The organism is Rossellomorea sp. RS05 (assembly GCF_039822645.1).
Classification (GTDB): domain Bacteria; phylum Bacillota; class Bacilli; order Bacillales; family Bacillaceae_B; genus Rossellomorea; species Rossellomorea marisflavi_B.
Genome location: NZ_JBDKWY010000002.1, coordinates 293964 through 309649, shown reverse-complemented (window position 1 = coordinate 309649; position 15686 = coordinate 293964). Strand labels below are relative to the sequence as shown.

The 15686-nt window shown below is 48.6% G+C and carries 16 protein-coding genes and 1 other annotated feature (1 of these 17 only partly in view); of the genes, 10 read left to right on the top strand and 6 right to left on the bottom strand.

Annotated elements, in window-relative coordinates; genetic code table 11:
- Positions 1-188, top strand: a binding site (T-box leader) (it extends 50 nt beyond the left edge of the window).
- Positions 189-241: 53 nt separating this feature from the next.
- On the top strand, positions 242-1564 hold the full coding sequence (gene brnQ, locus ABJ225_RS09305) for a branched-chain amino acid transport system II carrier protein (RefSeq protein WP_347319784.1): 1323 nt from the start codon (positions 242-244) through the stop codon (positions 1562-1564).
- 35 nt (positions 1565-1599) lie between these two features.
- Here brnQ and ABJ225_RS09300 read toward each other — a convergent pair whose 3' ends face one another.
- Together ABJ225_RS09300 and ABJ225_RS09295 are read right to left on the bottom strand one after the other, a co-directional pair.
- Positions 1600-2517: an ABC transporter ATP-binding protein gene (locus ABJ225_RS09300; protein ID WP_347319782.1), complete on the bottom strand. Its 918-nt coding sequence runs from the start codon at positions 2515-2517 to the stop codon at positions 1600-1602.
- A complete protein-coding gene (locus ABJ225_RS09295; RefSeq protein WP_218246942.1) occupies positions 2511-3200 on the bottom strand; it encodes an ABC transporter permease in 690 nt (229 codons plus the stop codon). Before ABJ225_RS09295 ends, ABJ225_RS09300 begins: the two co-directional genes overlap by 7 nt.
- Before the next feature lie 155 nt (positions 3201-3355).
- On the opposite strand from ABJ225_RS09295, the gene ABJ225_RS09290 reads away from it, so the two are divergent.
- Entirely contained in the window at positions 3356-4063 is a 708-nt protein-coding gene (locus ABJ225_RS09290) for a response regulator transcription factor (protein WP_056534471.1), read from the top strand.
- Entirely contained in the window at positions 4060-5739 is a 1680-nt protein-coding gene (locus ABJ225_RS09285; protein ID WP_347319779.1) for a sensor histidine kinase, read from the top strand. Before ABJ225_RS09290 ends, ABJ225_RS09285 begins: the two co-directional genes overlap by 4 nt.
- 135 nt (positions 5740-5874) lie before the next feature.
- Here ABJ225_RS09285 and ABJ225_RS09280 read toward each other — a convergent pair whose 3' ends face one another.
- A complete protein-coding gene (locus ABJ225_RS09280; protein ID WP_056534467.1) occupies positions 5875-6369 on the bottom strand; it encodes a lactoylglutathione lyase family protein in 495 nt (164 codons plus the stop codon).
- Between the two features lie 112 nt (positions 6370-6481).
- Here ABJ225_RS09280 and ABJ225_RS09275 point away from each other — a divergent pair, with 112 nt between their 5' ends.
- From ABJ225_RS09275 to ABJ225_RS09260, 4 genes are all read left to right on the top strand, one after another.
- Positions 6482-6856 carry a winged helix-turn-helix transcriptional regulator gene (locus tag ABJ225_RS09275; RefSeq protein ID WP_142130209.1) on the top strand — a complete coding sequence of 125 codons (375 nt, stop codon included), beginning with the start codon at positions 6482-6484 and terminating at the stop codon, positions 6854-6856.
- A gap of 10 nt (positions 6857-6866) precedes the next feature.
- A complete protein-coding gene (locus ABJ225_RS09270) occupies positions 6867-7184 on the top strand; it encodes an ArsR/SmtB family transcription factor (RefSeq protein WP_218246946.1) in 318 nt (105 codons plus the stop codon).
- Positions 7185-7248: 64 nt separating this feature from the next.
- Positions 7249-7677, top strand: coding sequence for a DMT family transporter (locus ABJ225_RS09265; RefSeq protein ID WP_053428085.1), 429 nt, complete (start codon positions 7249-7251; stop codon positions 7675-7677).
- A gap of 12 nt (positions 7678-7689) precedes the next feature.
- Positions 7690-8151: a DMT family transporter gene (locus tag ABJ225_RS09260; RefSeq protein ID WP_048005061.1), complete on the top strand. Its 462-nt coding sequence runs from the start codon at positions 7690-7692 to the stop codon at positions 8149-8151.
- Positions 8152-8233: 82 nt separating this feature from the next.
- Here the strand turns inward: ABJ225_RS09260 and ABJ225_RS09255 are convergent, their stop codons facing one another.
- The 3 genes from ABJ225_RS09255 to ABJ225_RS09245 form a co-directional block, all read right to left on the bottom strand.
- Positions 8234-9490 carry a DUF4179 domain-containing protein gene (locus ABJ225_RS09255; protein WP_347319776.1) on the bottom strand — a complete coding sequence of 419 codons (1257 nt, stop codon included), beginning with the start codon at positions 9488-9490 and terminating at the stop codon, positions 8234-8236.
- Entirely contained in the window at positions 9483-10007 is a 525-nt protein-coding gene (locus ABJ225_RS09250) for an RNA polymerase sigma factor (protein WP_347319774.1), read from the bottom strand. Before ABJ225_RS09250 ends, ABJ225_RS09255 begins: the two co-directional genes overlap by 8 nt.
- 130 nt (positions 10008-10137) lie before the next feature.
- The gene (locus ABJ225_RS09245) at positions 10138-13071 is read right to left on the bottom strand and encodes a hypothetical protein (RefSeq protein WP_347319772.1); all 2934 of its coding nucleotides are present in this window, start codon (positions 13069-13071) and stop codon (positions 10138-10140) included.
- 335 nt (positions 13072-13406) lie between these two features.
- On the opposite strand from ABJ225_RS09245, the gene ABJ225_RS09240 reads away from it, so the two are divergent.
- The 3 genes from ABJ225_RS09240 (at position 13407) to ABJ225_RS09230 (ending at position 15618) form a co-directional block, all read left to right on the top strand.
- Positions 13407-14030: a TVP38/TMEM64 family protein gene (locus tag ABJ225_RS09240; RefSeq protein ID WP_347319770.1), complete on the top strand. Its 624-nt coding sequence runs from the start codon at positions 13407-13409 to the stop codon at positions 14028-14030.
- A 103-nt stretch (positions 14031-14133) separates the two neighbouring features.
- On the top strand, positions 14134-14511 hold the full coding sequence (locus tag ABJ225_RS09235) for a GntR family transcriptional regulator (protein ID WP_347319768.1): 378 nt from the start codon (positions 14134-14136) through the stop codon (positions 14509-14511).
- Positions 14512-14514: 3 nt separating this feature from the next.
- Entirely contained in the window at positions 14515-15618 is a 1104-nt protein-coding gene (locus tag ABJ225_RS09230) for a DUF1648 domain-containing protein (protein WP_347319766.1), read from the top strand.
- Positions 15619-15686: the final 68 nt, after the last annotated feature.

Below are 15686 nucleotides of genomic sequence, written 5' to 3'. Positions count from 1 at the left end.
CCGGTATATGGTGGGAGCAGGCGAACAGTACCCTATTGAAAATCATCCTTGAGACGCAGCGCCGAACGGAGTAAGCACTGCCGGTTTTCCACCGTTAACAGGAAGGCGTATGATGGTACGTTCAAGTGTCGCTTGTTTTTTGGCAGGCGGAATTCGGGTGGTAACGCGGGTATAAGCTCGTCCCTTTCAGTTAGAGGGGCGAGCTTTTTTGTTATCCCAGGATAGAATCAGGAGGTTCATCATGACCAATAAAAAACATATTACCGTAGCAGGATTCATGCTCTTTTCCCTTTTCTTCGGGGCAGGGAATCTGATTTTCCCTCCTACCCTGGGGATGGAGTCAGGTCAAGCGTTCATACCTGCCATCACGGGCTTCATTCTCTCAGCTGTATTCCTTCCCTTCTTCACAATCATCACTGTGTCTCTTTCGAAGAATGGGCTTTTATCCATCGGCGAGCGGGTTCACCCCCTTTTCGGGACGATCTTCGCTATCATCGTCTACTTATCCATCGGTGCTTTCTACGGAATACCGAGGGCTGCCAATGTGGCGTTCGAGCTCGGATTCGAACAGATCCTTCCCGTACAGGGGCATATGCCACTCTTCATCTTCTCGCTAATCTTTTTCGGAGTGACATTCTTAATCTGCCTGAACCCGAAGAAGGCGATCGATCTTGTGGGACAATGGCTGACCCCTGCCCTTCTACTCGTATTGGCTGTTCTTTTCATCAAAGCCTTTTTCACCTATTCGTATGGGGAAGCACAGACTTCAGTCAAATTCCAAGACTCCCCTTTCCTTACGGGATTCATTGAAGGCTACTATACGATGGATGCCATAGCAGCCCTTGCTTTCGGTATCGTCATCATTAACGGCTTCCGCTCAAAAGGGATGAGCAATCGGAGCGAGCTCGTGAAAGGAACGATCGGTGCAGGATCGATTGCCGCTGTGGGACTCATCCTTGTATACGTCTCCCTTGGTTGGATCGGTAGGGTCATCCCGGCCGACCAGGCAGTGGCCAACGGCGCAGAGCTCTTGGTCCTTGCATCCGGACAGCTTTTTGGACCCAGCGGTAATCTGGTATTCGGTGCCATCGTGATCCTTGCCTGCCTGACAACCTGTGTCGGTCTGATCAACGCATGCGCCCAGTTTTTCCAAGAGCGCTTCACCATCCTTTCCTATAAAGCATATGTAGGGGTATTCACCTTGATCGGACTGCTCACTACGAATCTTGGACTGAATATGATCCTCCAGATTGCCGGGCCTCTTCTATCCTTGATCTACCCTGTGGCTATCGTCCTCGTTGTCCTCTCCCTTGCCCAACACTTCCTGGGTAAAAGTCGGAGGATGTTCATCCTTTCAGTGGGGATGACAGGTGCATTTTCACTTTATGAAACGTTCCACAGTTTCCATATGGTGCCGAAAAGTCTCGAACACGCCGTAGACTGGATCCCTCTATCGGCTAATGGGTTGGAGTGGACCCTTCCCGCTCTTCTCTGTGCCGTCATCGGCTTTGTATGGGACCACATTTCCGGTTACCGACGTACGAGCGAACAGTGGCATGGATAAACGAAAGGCAAGGTGTCTTCGCGACACCTTGCCTTTTATTTATCCTCTTCCCTTTCCAGGAAAATCTCTTCCAAGGTAGGTTCATCCACCTCGACCCGGTAGACATCGACCTTGATCCGGTTTAGAACGCGGATAATGTCAGCAATCCTTTTCTCATCCTCCACCACCACATGAAAATGGGTTTCATCCATTTCAAGGTCGCGACCGTTGATGGTAAGCCATTGCTCCAGATCTTCTCGATCACGGACAGGGATTGGTGAATGTTTGACTTTCACTTCAATGTTCGAGCGGTAAAATGCCCGCAATTCTTCCATAGTACCGCTTTTAATAATCCTCCCCTCTTTCATGATAGCAAGACGGTTACAGATCTTTTCCACTTCGTCAAGATTATGAGACGTCATGAAGATCGTCTTCCCCTGTTTCTGCAGGGAAAGGATCAGATGCTGGATCTGCAGGACCGATTCTGCGTCCATTCCGGACGTCGGTTCATCAAGGAAGATCAATTCAGGGTCGTGGATGATAGCCTGTGCCACTCCAAGCTTCTTCTTCATACCGAAGGAAAACTTGGAGGTTTTCTTATGCTCATGCCCTTCTAGACCGACAGCGGCCAGTACCGACATGCACGTTTCCTTGGATACCTTTTTCCCCGAAACACCGGCAAGGAACTGCAGATGTTTCAATGCGGTCATGGATTGATAGAATGTTGAATAATCAGGCATGACGCCGATCTTGTGCTTGATTGCATTGTGATTCTCCTCTTGTCCAAGCAGAGAATAGCTGCCGGAAGACGGAATCACGATGCCTGTCAGCATGTTGATGAACGTAGATTTCCCTGCTCCGTTCCTCCCGAGGAACCCAAAGATCTCCCCCTTCTCCACCGTGAGATCGATTCCTTTGACTACCTGATTTTTCCCGAACGACTTTGTCAGCCCTTTCGTTGTAATCATCAACATCCCCTCCTTCGGAAGAATACATATGTTAGTAAAAGTAAAATGAAAGCATCAAGATACATGAGCAAGAATGTATAATCTTCCCTGACAAGATAATAGTTCGGATCAACATACTTCATCCAGCTGAACCATGGATTCGAGGTGTATGCCAACCAGTACCCCAGGATCGGAAGGAGAATCCCGGCGATGATACTCATGAACATCGTCAACGCAGGCACCGGGACAACCGTCGACAGGAAAACCGTGAAAGCGACCTGACAGGCGATGAGACCCATGAGCTGAAAGAATGTGAAAGCATCAAACCGGTGAGAGAAGATTGCGATGATCACGTGGGAAGCTGTGATGCAAGCAAACCAGAATGCCAGGATCCCGAGGAACTTGCCTGCCACGATGGACCGCCTTGACGTCCGGGTCAACAGGAACCTCATGGTCCGTTCATGCATCTCCCGGTTCATCGTGTCATGGGACAGTCCCATGACGAACAGTTGACCGAATACAATCATGACCACCAGCAAGCCTGCCGAATGGGCCATATCTGCCTCATCCGGCGTTAACTCCAATGCACTCTCGAACATAGAGGAGAATTTCGCAAAATAATACGTTGGTACAAGGAGCATAAGGATGATGGCGATGGACTTGAACCCCTTGAACAATTGAAAGAATTCCCTTTTGGCGATGGCAAACATATGAACACTTCCTTTTCTTATTTGTCTATACCAAAAGGATAATCGACTACATTTAACGCAGGTGAAATCCCACCTTAACTTTTCCTTAATTCTCTAATTCTACTAAAACTTTGATGATATGATAGGGGTAACACCATTACGATAGGAGATTAATGATGAATGAAGCACGATTATTGATTGTTGATGATGAAATGGCACTAATGAATATGCTTGAGACCCTGCTCCTCAGAGAGGGAATCTCAAAGATTGATAAAGCCGAGACTGCCTCACAGGCACTTGCCCTATGTAAGAGTCATACCTATGACTTGATACTCTTGGATGTGATGCTTCCTGATCAAACAGGTTTTGAGATTTGCCCATCGATCCGCGAGCAATCCGATGCCACGATCTTCTTTCTGACCGCCAAGGCAGGCGACCTCGATAAATTATCCGGATTTGCCGTCGGGGCTGATGATTACATTACCAAGCCCTTCAACCCCCTTGAAGTCGTAGCGAGGATCAAAGCTCATCTATCCAGGAGGTTGAAAGTCGTCACGAAACAGGATCAGACCGTGCACAGCTGCGGTCCCATCGAAATGAACACAGCGACAGGGGAAGTGTTCATACGGGGGGAATCTGTTCGACTTCCTGCTCAAGTATACCAATTATTACTATTCTTTTGTAAGCATCCGAATCAGCTCTTCAGCAAGGGACAGCTCTATGAGCAGGTGTGGGGAGATGCTTTCATGGGGGAAGATAACACCGTCATGGTGCACATCCGGAAGCTACGGGAGAAAATTGAGGAAGACCCCGGCGATCCCTCCCTCATCCTTACCGTCCGGGGGCTCGGGTATAAACTGGACGTGCCAAGAGGCGGCAGATGAATATCCATACTCGATTCATCCTCCACCTTCTCGGCAGACTGATCCTGACCGGCTTCCTTTTATTACTGTCGATCTTAATCATTTTCATTTTTATCGCGTTCCTTACCATGAATTCTGCCATTGAAAAAGACCTCACCACCGCAGAAGGACTCTATTTTTCCGATAGGTTTGAAATCAAGGATGGCAACGCAACCATCGATCAACATCTTCAAGAACTTCTTCAAAAACAACACAGTTGGTTGATCATCATGGACTCCAAGGGAGACATTGCCGGATCCTACGGTGCGCCTGATTCCGTTCTCTCTTCAAAACATCTTCTGTCGGCTGCAAATGAAGTCCCTTTCACCGATATCCATACGTGGGAGATCATGAATATGGACGATGAACCTTCCTACGCGATGCTTGGGAAACAGCATCCTGAGGAGCAATGGTTGAGCAAGGTGAAAGATGAGGTCGATTGGCGTAAAGGAGAATGGTTGCTCTCGACAAAAGATCAGAGGCAACTGAAAAAAGAAGGAGTTTGGATTCAGCTGACCGACCCTGATGGCAAGGTTCTTCAAGCTTATGGAGACCGGCCACCTTCAGAGGACTACATGTACCAGGACCTCCTTCAGCTGGATGATCCGAATCAGACCGTGCACCAAGATCTTATATCAGGAAACATCCTGATTTCAGGGGTCCATCCTCCTGCTGAAGCACCCATTTCGGTGCCGATCCATAACGGGTGGTTCATCGCGCTTGTCGTCATTGCCCTTCTGATTCTGTTCAGCACCTTTTGGTATGCCCGGAACCTCGGCACCCCTCTCTTGATCATGGTTAAATGGATTAAACAGCTCTCAGATGGCCAATACTCCCAACCGGTCAACCAAGTCGGGGAATCCACGATTTATAAAAGAAATGGGAAGCTTAAACGGAATTATCGCCTGTACAAAGAGCTTTTCAGCCAGCTATCCAAGCTGACGGACACACTGAAGAGCAACGAAAGGCACGAAAAGAAGGTGGTCAGCTCACGGGAAGAGTGGATCAGTGGATTATCCCATGATCTGAAGACCCCTTTGTCATCCATTACCGGATATGCTCAGATGCTTCAGTCCGATCAATATGAATGGACACCTGAAGAAATAAGGGACTTTGCTGGTACAATCGTTGATAAATCGGCATTCATGAAGGATCTCCTTGATGATCTCACCCTCGTTTACCAGCTCAACAGCCAAGCCTTGCCCATCAGGAAAGAAAGGACAGATATTAACGAAGCCATCCGGAGGAGCGTCATTTATTTCATCAATACGGCACAAGCCGATATCCGCTTCCTTCCTACAGAAAATCCTCTGCTTGGGATGGTGGACCGTAAATGGTTTCAGCGAATCCTAGACAATCTGTTATCAAATGCCATCAAACACAACAGGGATGGTACAGCGATCACCATCTCTGCAGATGCGATAGAAAACCAGCTCATGGTCATCAAAATCGAAGATGATGGAGAAGGGATGGATGCCGAGACCCTCTCCCACTTGTTCCAACGCTTTTACCGCGGAACCAACACCAGTGACTCCGGTAGCGGTACCGGACTCGGGATGGCCATTACGAAACAACTGATTGAATTGCACAACGGTTCCATCAATGTACAGAGTGCGCCTGACGAAGGAACAAGGGTAAGGCTCATCCTTCCCCTATAGAACCTGAGTTTGGGAAAACACTATAAAGAGCCCATTAAAAAACCCGGATTAATCAACCTTATCTTAGGCGAATGAATCCGGGTATTTCTATGACTGAAACACGCTTGTCCCAGCCCCTGCTACTTTTTCTAGATGTCAGTACGCACCTTCTGAATACGTCAGCTCATAACCATGGGAGTAGATTTCAAAGATATTACCGAACGGATCTTCTACATACACCATACGGTAAGGCTTTTCACCAGGGTAGTATTCCCGGATCGGCATGCGCTGCTTCCCGCCGTGCGCTTTGATTTTCTCTACGAGGCCTTCGATATCTGGATCCTGGATTGCAAAATGGAACAAGCCCGTTTTCCAGTATTCGAAGTTGTTCTCAGGGGCTTCATTCTGCGGGAATTCGAATAGTTCGATCCCGATCCGATCGCCTGTGGCCATGTGAGCAATCCTGAAGGTTTCCCAATCGTTTCCGAATACGTCACGGCACATTTGTCCGATGGCACTATCATCGTTCTCAACATCGGACGGCTCCATGATGATATACCAGCCGAATACCTCCTGGTAAAACTTCACTGCTTCATCCAGACTTGGCACGCTTAGGCCGATATGTGAAAATGATCTTGGATATGGTTTCATATTAGTGTCCTCCTTGAGTTGAATTGCCCTCATTATAATGGGCGATTCGTCCGAATGTAAGTATGCACTTTTTTGTGAGATACTAACCTGGAGGTAAGAAAGGGTGAACTGAATGGCAGTCGAGATTGGCGAAAACGGAAAGCTGAAATGCTCCATTGAATATACACTGAAAAAAATCGGCGGCAAATGGAAAACCGTCATTCTGTGGCATCTTGGAACGGATGGGGTCCATCGCTACAATGAACTGAGGAGGCTCATGCCTGGTGTCGCCCATAAAGTACTCAGCCAGCAACTGAAGGAGCTTGAAGAGGATGGGTTTATCAACAGGACTTCCTATGATACCGTCCCACCCAAAGTGGAATATAGCCTGTCTGTTTTCGGGAGCACGTTGATGCCGGTCCTTCAGGCAATGCATCAATGGGGCAGGCAGCATGGACCATTCTCAGCCGAAGAGTCTCCGGTTGACATATCGAGGAATATCGATTAGTCTAATCCACATGGAAAACTACGTAGATATTTTCAAAGCGTTGGCTAACAGCACTCGATTGGAAATGTTGAAATGGTTGAAGTATCCCTATGATCATTTCGACAAACCTTCTGCACATCTTTCGAAGAATATGAGTGAAAAAGGAGGCGTGTGCGTTGGTGATATTTCGGAAAGGGCCGGGATGTCCCAATCCACTGTTTCGCACTATTTATCTATGATGCAGAAGGCCGGATTACTGGAGTCGGAACGTCACGGAAAGTGGACGTACTACCGAAGGAACGAAGAGAATTTAGAGAAACTGGCGAAGTGGATCAAAGAGGAGCTTTAAGCCTCTTTTTTTGAGTTATCATATCGATATTATTCGAAATATAGATTTAAGGAGCCATCATACTATGAAGCTATGGGTTTATATCGTCGCCCTCATTGCAGGGGCATCATTAAGTACAGAGGGAGCCATCTACGGCGAGCTCGGGAAAACGATCGGGAAATTGGAAAGTAGCTTTTATAACTTTTTTGTCGGAACGATCATTCTCGGTATTGTCCTCCTTTTCCTCGGAAAAGGCTCGTTGTCCCATTCCCTCAAAGCACCAAAATGGCAGCTCACCGGTGGTTTCTTCGGGACCATCTATCTTACCATCCTGGTGATCAGTGTTCCACTGGTAGGTGTTGGACTGTCGATGATCAGCGTCATTGTCGGACAAATGATCATGAGTATGATCATCGAGCACAAAGGGTGGCTCGGAAGTGAAAAAATTAGCATCAACAAAGAGAAGGTCATAGCTATCATCCTGATGGCTGCGTCCCTCATACTCATCTATTAAGGAGGTCCAAACATGTCTGCATTCATCCTGATCGCCGCCATGCTCGGCGGCTTCACACTTAGCGCACAGTCCTCCGTGAACGGGGCACTCAGTCGAAAAACCGGTACCTATGAGACAGCGTTCATGACATTTGCTACGGGTGCCATGATCTTATTCCTTATCATTCTCTTCTTCGGGGACGGAAATATCTTCGCTATATTCGATGTTCCTAAATGGCAGCTGGCTGCTGTTTGGTTCGGCGTAGGATACCTGTTCCTTACCGTTCTCGCCGTTCCGAAGATCGGGGTTATCGCCACAAATGTATCCACTGTTATCGGACAGTTGACCATGGGGATGATCATCGACCATTTCGGATGGTTCGGCGGGATTGAGATCCACTTGGACTGGAAACGGATCCTTGCCATCGTTCTTATGCTCCTTGCTTTACGATTTATTTATGTGGGGAATAAGAAAGGCCAGGAACAATCTGCATAAGGGGCGTCAATTCCAGGCACTCAACGACGAAAAGGCAAGAATCCATTCATCGGATTCTTGCCTTTTTTCTGATCCAATCCACCTACTCGATCACAATATGTTTGTCATATGTTTTCATGTACGAGATGCCTTTCACAAGGAGGGATTGTGGTTCATCGTTTGTGTCAAAGATGAGGGTACGTTCATGAAAAGCCTGCCCGCCCCTTTTCGTATACTCGTCATCCGTTGTGTGATCGAGTTTGACAGTCCCGCTCTCGGTCTTGATGCTCACTCCGTCAAGACGTAGACCTTCCCCGCTCTCGATTGTTACTGTAGCCTGCCCGTCTTTTACCCCGCTTTTCTTCACCACCACATTCTGATCATTCACTTTGAACGTTTCAGATGCCGAGAGAGGTACGGTGATGTCCGCTTTCTCCTTTACAGGAAATGCTTTCACAACAAGTTCCAGATTGTTCAAATCGTGTGGCAGAGCGTCGAATTCTAGTTCAATATCATCGGAAAGACCCCAGTTGGATGAGCTGCCTGATCCCTGCCACTCAAGAGCTTTGCCGTCTGCCACAAGCTCAATTTCGCCAAGTGGATCGTTGATCTCTTCATCCAGCTTCATCTTGCCCTTGATGACCGTGATGGTGGGGGTTGCCGTTATACTCTTGAACGTGATGGAACCATTATCGAATGTCACAGTCTTATTGATCCCCTGCTTGAATTTGGTTTGCAGTGCTTGATCCGGACGGTAGTTGAAGGTAAGTTTTTTTCCTTTCACCCATTCATCGTTTTTGTAGTGGTCAAGATGAATGGTAAGCTCTTTGGCAAAGGCATTCGGTGGATCATATCGGATTTCACCCTTAAGTTCTGTCCGGTCTTCACTGACGACCGTCTTTGCACTGATCATATATTCCCTGGTTAAAAACCCAGTCAGGTCACCCGGCTCCCAAGTATCCCCTTCTTCTACTCCTTTGGCATCATGCAGGGTGTAATACATAATGAATTGGTTCTCATCCACAATGACGCCATCGATCGTGATCTTTTTCCCTTCTCCTAGAGAGTATGTCTGGTCGATGACCTGGCCCATCCCTGCTTCGTTAAGATCTTGAAGTGTACCATTCATGACATCCTCTGCTCCTATTATTTTCTTTCCGTAGTAGGCAAGGGCAGGATATTGAAACGAACCGAGGATCAAGAAGACTGCGGCTGCGGCCAGTGCTACCTTCCACCCATTCTGCTTCTTTCGCGGCCTATCGTTGAGGGCTGAACGCAGGCGCGCTTCGAGGTCATGTGGCGACTGGATACTCTGCATTCTTTCTGCTTCTTCCCTTAGTTTCTTATCCACTTCATTCATGTGCTGTCCCTCCAAACGTTTCCCTTAATTTCTTCAAACCTTGGAATACCCTGGATTTTGCCGTTCCCACCGACACGCCCATCACCTTAGCAGCGGTTGAATAATCAAGATCCAGTATATATTTCAGCCTGATGGCCTCTGCTTGGTGCTCATTTAACTGGAGAAGCATGTCTTGGATCTCCATGTCGCGGTCACTGTTCTCCAATGGATTTGAGGATTCCCCCTCATCTGACCACTCCTCTTTCAACACGAGACGATTCTGTTTACGAAGCATCGTTTTACAAAGATTCACGAGTATCGTTTTGCTCCAGCTGTAAAAGGCATCCGGATCGTTAAGCTGGTGAATTTTTTCATAAACGGTGACGATCATATCTTCCATGGCATCCATGGCATCATGTTCGTTTCCGACGTATACATAGGCCAATCGATAATAGTTTTCCTTTTCTTCCATGATTAGTTGAAGGAGCGCGTCTTTGCTGCCTTTTTTCGCCTTCTTCACTGCGCTTCTGAGATTCATTTCTCCACCTCTCTTTCCTGTAAGAGTATTTGGATGCGTGAAAAGTTCATTGGTTTTCAATTTTTTATGTAAGAGCCTGTCCAGCACCCTGTCAGAGAAAAACCGTCACGGATGACGGCTTTCCCCCTTTCTATTCTTTACCTTCATGCGGAGGGCACGCGCATTTGACAACGACCAGGAATGGGCCTTTTTTCAATTGTTCATCCCCTACTTCTGCCGTTGCGGTTATGGTGATGATATCTACCTCTCCTTTTGCAGGCACGATACGGGCAGTATAGGTGCCATCCGCCTTCGTGACTGCTGGATTCGGAAGGATATATTCCTCTCCATGCGACGATACCACTTTGAAATAGACCTTTACGCCTTCGACCGGACGATGATCACATAAGACCTCCCCGGTGATCTCTTCCCCTTCACAGCCAACGAATAATGGAGTGCAAAGAGTCAAACGGGGATGTTTGCACCGCTCACAGCCCGCAACGGTTTTACAGGTTTGGGAAATGGTCCTTGATCCGATTTCGACCCTTGCCGTGTAGGTGGTCAGTTCATACCGCCTTTCTCCGGGTACGACAGCAGATGTTCTGAAATACCCATCCTGATCAGTAAACACCTCTGCAGGTTCAAAGTCGAGAAGTGGACTCGTCAACTTTACCTTTACCCCGGCAAGCGGCTCACCCTTACAGAGGAATCTTCCCTTTATTTCGGCACGGCAGCGGATTTTCTTTACACATTCCAGTTCCAATTCAGGATCTTCACATTGACAATCCACCTTGATCTGTTGGGATTCTGAAGACACTACTTCTCTTGAAACGATGGCTTCTGCCCTGATGGTGATGACCTCTGTGACCCCGACACCTGCACGGATGCTTGCCGTGTATTCGCCCATTTCATTCGTAAACGCCGGATTCGGATCCACGGTGACGGCTCCAGGGGTATCCGAGGTAACGACAAAGGTAATGGCCGCATCCCTTACCGGTACCCCATCACAGGTGAGGCGGCCAGAAATCCGCTCTGCAGGACATCCGATGTATTTTGGTGTATTCAAGGTAAGCTTCGGATTGCGACACTTCAAGCAGATCACTTTCAGCTTGATGGTTTCGGTAATGGTCTTGCCAGCCACTGTCACCCTTGCCGTGATGACCGTCTCTGTGAGCGGTGTATTGGATGGGACGGTCACTTCCGAAGAGAATGATCCCGTTTCATCCGTCAGCACCGGATTGGGATCAAAGTCAAGGATTGGACTGGAAAGCATCACTTCGACACCGGCAAGGGGCAGTCCCTCGCATGTCACCTTCCCTCTGATTTCACCTTCACAGTTGATTTTATATGGCTCTTCAAGAATGATCTCTGGATGTTTGCACACACATTTCACTTTGATCTTCTCATTCTCGGAAACTATCACTTTACCGTCGACAACGGATGAAGCCTGGATCGTCACCACTTCCTCCACACCGAGCGTAGTGGTCAAGACAGCTGTGAACCTTCCGTCTTCGTCCGTGGTGACAGGGTTCGGCGATACTGCAATCGCCCCTGCCGGTGAGGTGGTGAATGTAACGAGATTCCCCTTGAGCGGAACTCCGTCGCATGTCAACCTGCCCGTGACCTTCCCGCCGTCACATCCGATGAACTTCGGTGCTTTCAGGGTCAACAGTGGATTCCGGCACTTCTTACAGAATACTTTGACCGTGATTGTCTCAGTAGCTCCAGCACCTGTTACCGTGATGGTCGTCTCCTGTGGCTCTGTACCGAATGGGACGGTTGCCGTGGTAGTGAACTCTCCATTCTCATCCGTGACAACTGGGTTGGGGTCGAATTCAAGGAGTGGACTCGAGAATGTGACCTCGACCCCTACGAGCGGAAAGCCTTCACACGTCAATAGACCCGTAATCGGGGATTCACAATTGATCTTTCCAGGGTCATCGATGGTGATGACCGGATTCTTGCACTCGCAATCGACTCGGATCGTTTTGACTTCTGAGGAAATCAGCACCCCTGCAATCACGGTCCTCGCCTCGATGGTAAACGTACCCACTGTCCCAAGCTCCGGTACGATTCTTGCAGTATAGGATCCATCCTCCCCGGTGATGGCGGGATTGGGAACAATCGTGACCCCTTCTTGCGGCGTCAAGATGAAGGCTATACTTGCCCCCGGGAACGGAATACCGCCGCAGGTCAGCTTACCGATAAGCTCCGCTCCTTCACAGCCTATGATCTTTTTCGGAGTATTCAGGGTCAGTTCAGGGTTCCGGCAGAACAGGCATCCTACGGTGATGATACGGCTTGCGGAGACCTCGATGCCGCTCACCACCGCTGAAGCCGTTATTTCTGCTTCCTGGAACGGTGTCCCACTTGCGACGGTCACTGTGGAAGTGAAAACACCATTCGCATCGGTGATGGGAGTGTCCGGTTCAAACTGTAGGAAAGACGGTCCCGAGAGTGATACAGGGACATTGGATAGTGGAACCCCGTCACAAAGCAGCGTACCTGAAATGATTCCTTCACAGTTGATCGTGGATACCTTTTTAATAAAAATGACCGGATTGACGCACTTCACACAGCGCACGGTGAGTTGACGTGCCTCGGATACCACTTCGATTCCGCCGATCCTCGTTGATGCCACGATCGTGATTGTTTCATTGATTCCAATGAACGGAACGACAGTTGCTGTATAAGTACCGTCATTTTGGGTGATGGCAGGGTTCGGGTTTATGACGACCCGCTTTGACTGGGATGTGATTGTGAAAGTGATGGGTGCTCGTGCAATGGCGCTGCCGTCACAGATGAGTCGCCCGCTGAGAGGTGCACCCTCGCAGCCGACAGGTCCTTCAATCGGATTCAAGGTCAGGATTGGATTGGTACATACGATGCAGTCAACCGTCACACTGATGCTGTCACTTACACTCTGACCTGATACCACGGCAGCGGCCGTCACCACAACACCCGATGTGATCGGTGTTCCCCGCGGAACCGATACGACCGTTGAAAAACGCCCGGTTTCATCCGTGATTGGGGTGGAATCGGCAAAGTTCACTATTGGAGGAGTTGCAGATAATGTTACTGCCACACCTGCAACAGGCCTAAAGTCACAAAGGACTCTTCCACTGATAACCCCATCACAACTGATGGAGCCGATCCGATCAAGCTGAATGATCGGTTCTTTGCACTCGTTTCCTGGATTCGGAAATAATCCTTGGCAGCTCTTTGGGGGCGGGATGATCTTGCAGGACAACCCTGAGGTTTCTCTCCCTCTTTTCAACATCTCAATCAGTCCTTTTCAATACACTTTCATGCATCATATGCAAAAACCAGTAGGCTGTTCTCCCGAGTTCATGACATCTGCCCGCCCTCACAGCTCATACTGAAGCGACATAGGATACATCAAAAAGCGGTGCATCAAGTATGAGCAGAAACGTTTTTGTTTTTTTCTTCCTTACCCTGTTGGCCACTGTCGGCTTTCTTCAGAGAGACACCATCGGTTTGATCCTCTCAGGGGATGAATCCTCCCTTTCTTCCTTGAAGGAGTCTAACGGATTCAGCCTTTACGGACTTACCCTGCTCGTCATGATTATCCAGAATTCGTTTACCGTCATCCCTCTTATTCTCGTCATTTCAATAAATGTAACGATTTTTGGTTTCTGGCAAGGATTCCTTTGGAGCTGGATTTCGAGTATCATCGGAGCCGGGATCGTCTTTCTTTCCGTCAGACAGCTCTTCCTTCCAAGCCTTTCTTCCCGAATCGCTCCTTCCCCCCACCTGAAGGAACGTGGATTCACGTATGTATTCCAAGGTCGGATCATCCCGATGATTCCTACGAGCCTCGTCAATATCGTGGCTGGTGTCAGCGGGATTTCATTCCGGCATTTGATCACCGGGACCATCACAGGCAACTTTCTCTACTTTTTCTGTCTATCACTGATCCCCCTAGGAGTCCTGTCCCTGTCCTGGATCGAGACCGGCGTCGTCACTCTTGTTCTTATCACGATCATGATTTTCTATTACACAAAGGTCCGTGGCAGACGATGATTGGCTGCCTTTCATCAAAAAGGACAAGCCTATTTTCACTTTGTTATACATATAATAGAACAGATCTGTTATAATAAACATATAACAAACAGGAGGTGATCTTTTGCTGATCCAAATTGAACCACATTCTCCCATTCCGATCTATGCCCAAGTACGGAATGGGATTGTCGAGGGCATCGTGCGGGGTGAGTTGAAGCCTAGGGATGTGCTGCCATCGGTCCGGTCCTTTGCCGCTGACCTGGGCGTCAACATGCACACGGTCAATAAAAGCTACCATGAATTAGAGGACAAAGGGATCATTCAGATCGTACCCAAGTCCGGTGCCGTCATCCTCGCGCCCGACGAACCGACAAAGGAACGGATCGACATGATCGCCTCCTCCATCCGGCCGCTCCTTGCCGAAGCACTGGCCGTCGGAATGACGGAAGAACAGCTGCAGGATATGATCAGATCCATTCAATCAAGTATCAAGGGGGAATAAACCATGCAATCCATTTTATTGATCGGTATGATCGGCATCATACTCCTTATACAAGTGATGCTGCCATTCATCGTGAAACGCACCGTTGTATTCGGGGTCACGATTCCCGTAGAGCACATACGAGACGCTCAATTGCTCCGCTTCAAAAAAATCTATGCGGCGGTCACCGCCATGCTTTCTGTAGCCGGTATTGTCCTGTTCTTTATGGTAACCGGCTCAGGCGACCTACCTGAGGACCGGCTCATTGCTTCAGGGATCCTGCTTCCGTTCATCATCATCTTCATCTCCATGTCCCTCTATGCCTACTTCCACATGCGAGTGGTTCAGTACAAACATGAAAGCCATTGGTTCAAAGGACGAAGACAGGTCCGCGTATCGGAGCTTACCTCTAGGTCCAATGATGAAATGCTCCCCTGGTACCTCTTCCTGTTCCCGATCGTGCTCGGGGCAGGTCTCATCGTCTTCACCCTAATGAATTATCAGCTCTTCCCAGATCAACTGCCGACCCATTGGGGACCAAGTGGAGAACCGGATGCCTTCACAACCAAAACCAGGGTAAGCGTGCTGACGATGCCATTTGTTTTACTGCTCATGAGCGCCATGTTCCTTGCCATCCACGAATTGACGCGGAACTCCGGAATCAAACTGAGCGCAGGGAACATTCCAGCATCCAAGATCCGACAGTTCAAGCTTAGGAAGTACTCCAGCTGGTTCTTGTTCTTCATTTCCATGGCAACAGCCATGCTATTCAGCATACTTCATATTCAAACGGCTTACAAAAATCTATTAAGCGGGTCCCTCATGCTCTTTGCACCGCTGGCCTTCTCTGTACTCGTTTTCTTCGGTGCTGTCTTGATGGCCATAAAAGTAGGAAAATCCGATTCGGATCTGGACCGTACCACCATCATCGATGAGGGTGGGGACACCGTCAATGAAGACGAGGATTCCCACTGGATCGGCGGCATTTTTTACTTCAACCGTGAGGATCCTTCCTTCTTGGTGGAAAAACGATTCGGTGTCGGCTGGACGATAAACTTCGCCAGACCTACCGGCTACCTTCTCATCCTTGCACCGGTTGTCGCCATTTTGTTGCTTACCCTGCTATAGAATTAGAGATACGGTTTCAAGCACCAAAAAGCCCTGTCCGCTGCGATTCTTTTCTAAAGCGCACAGTA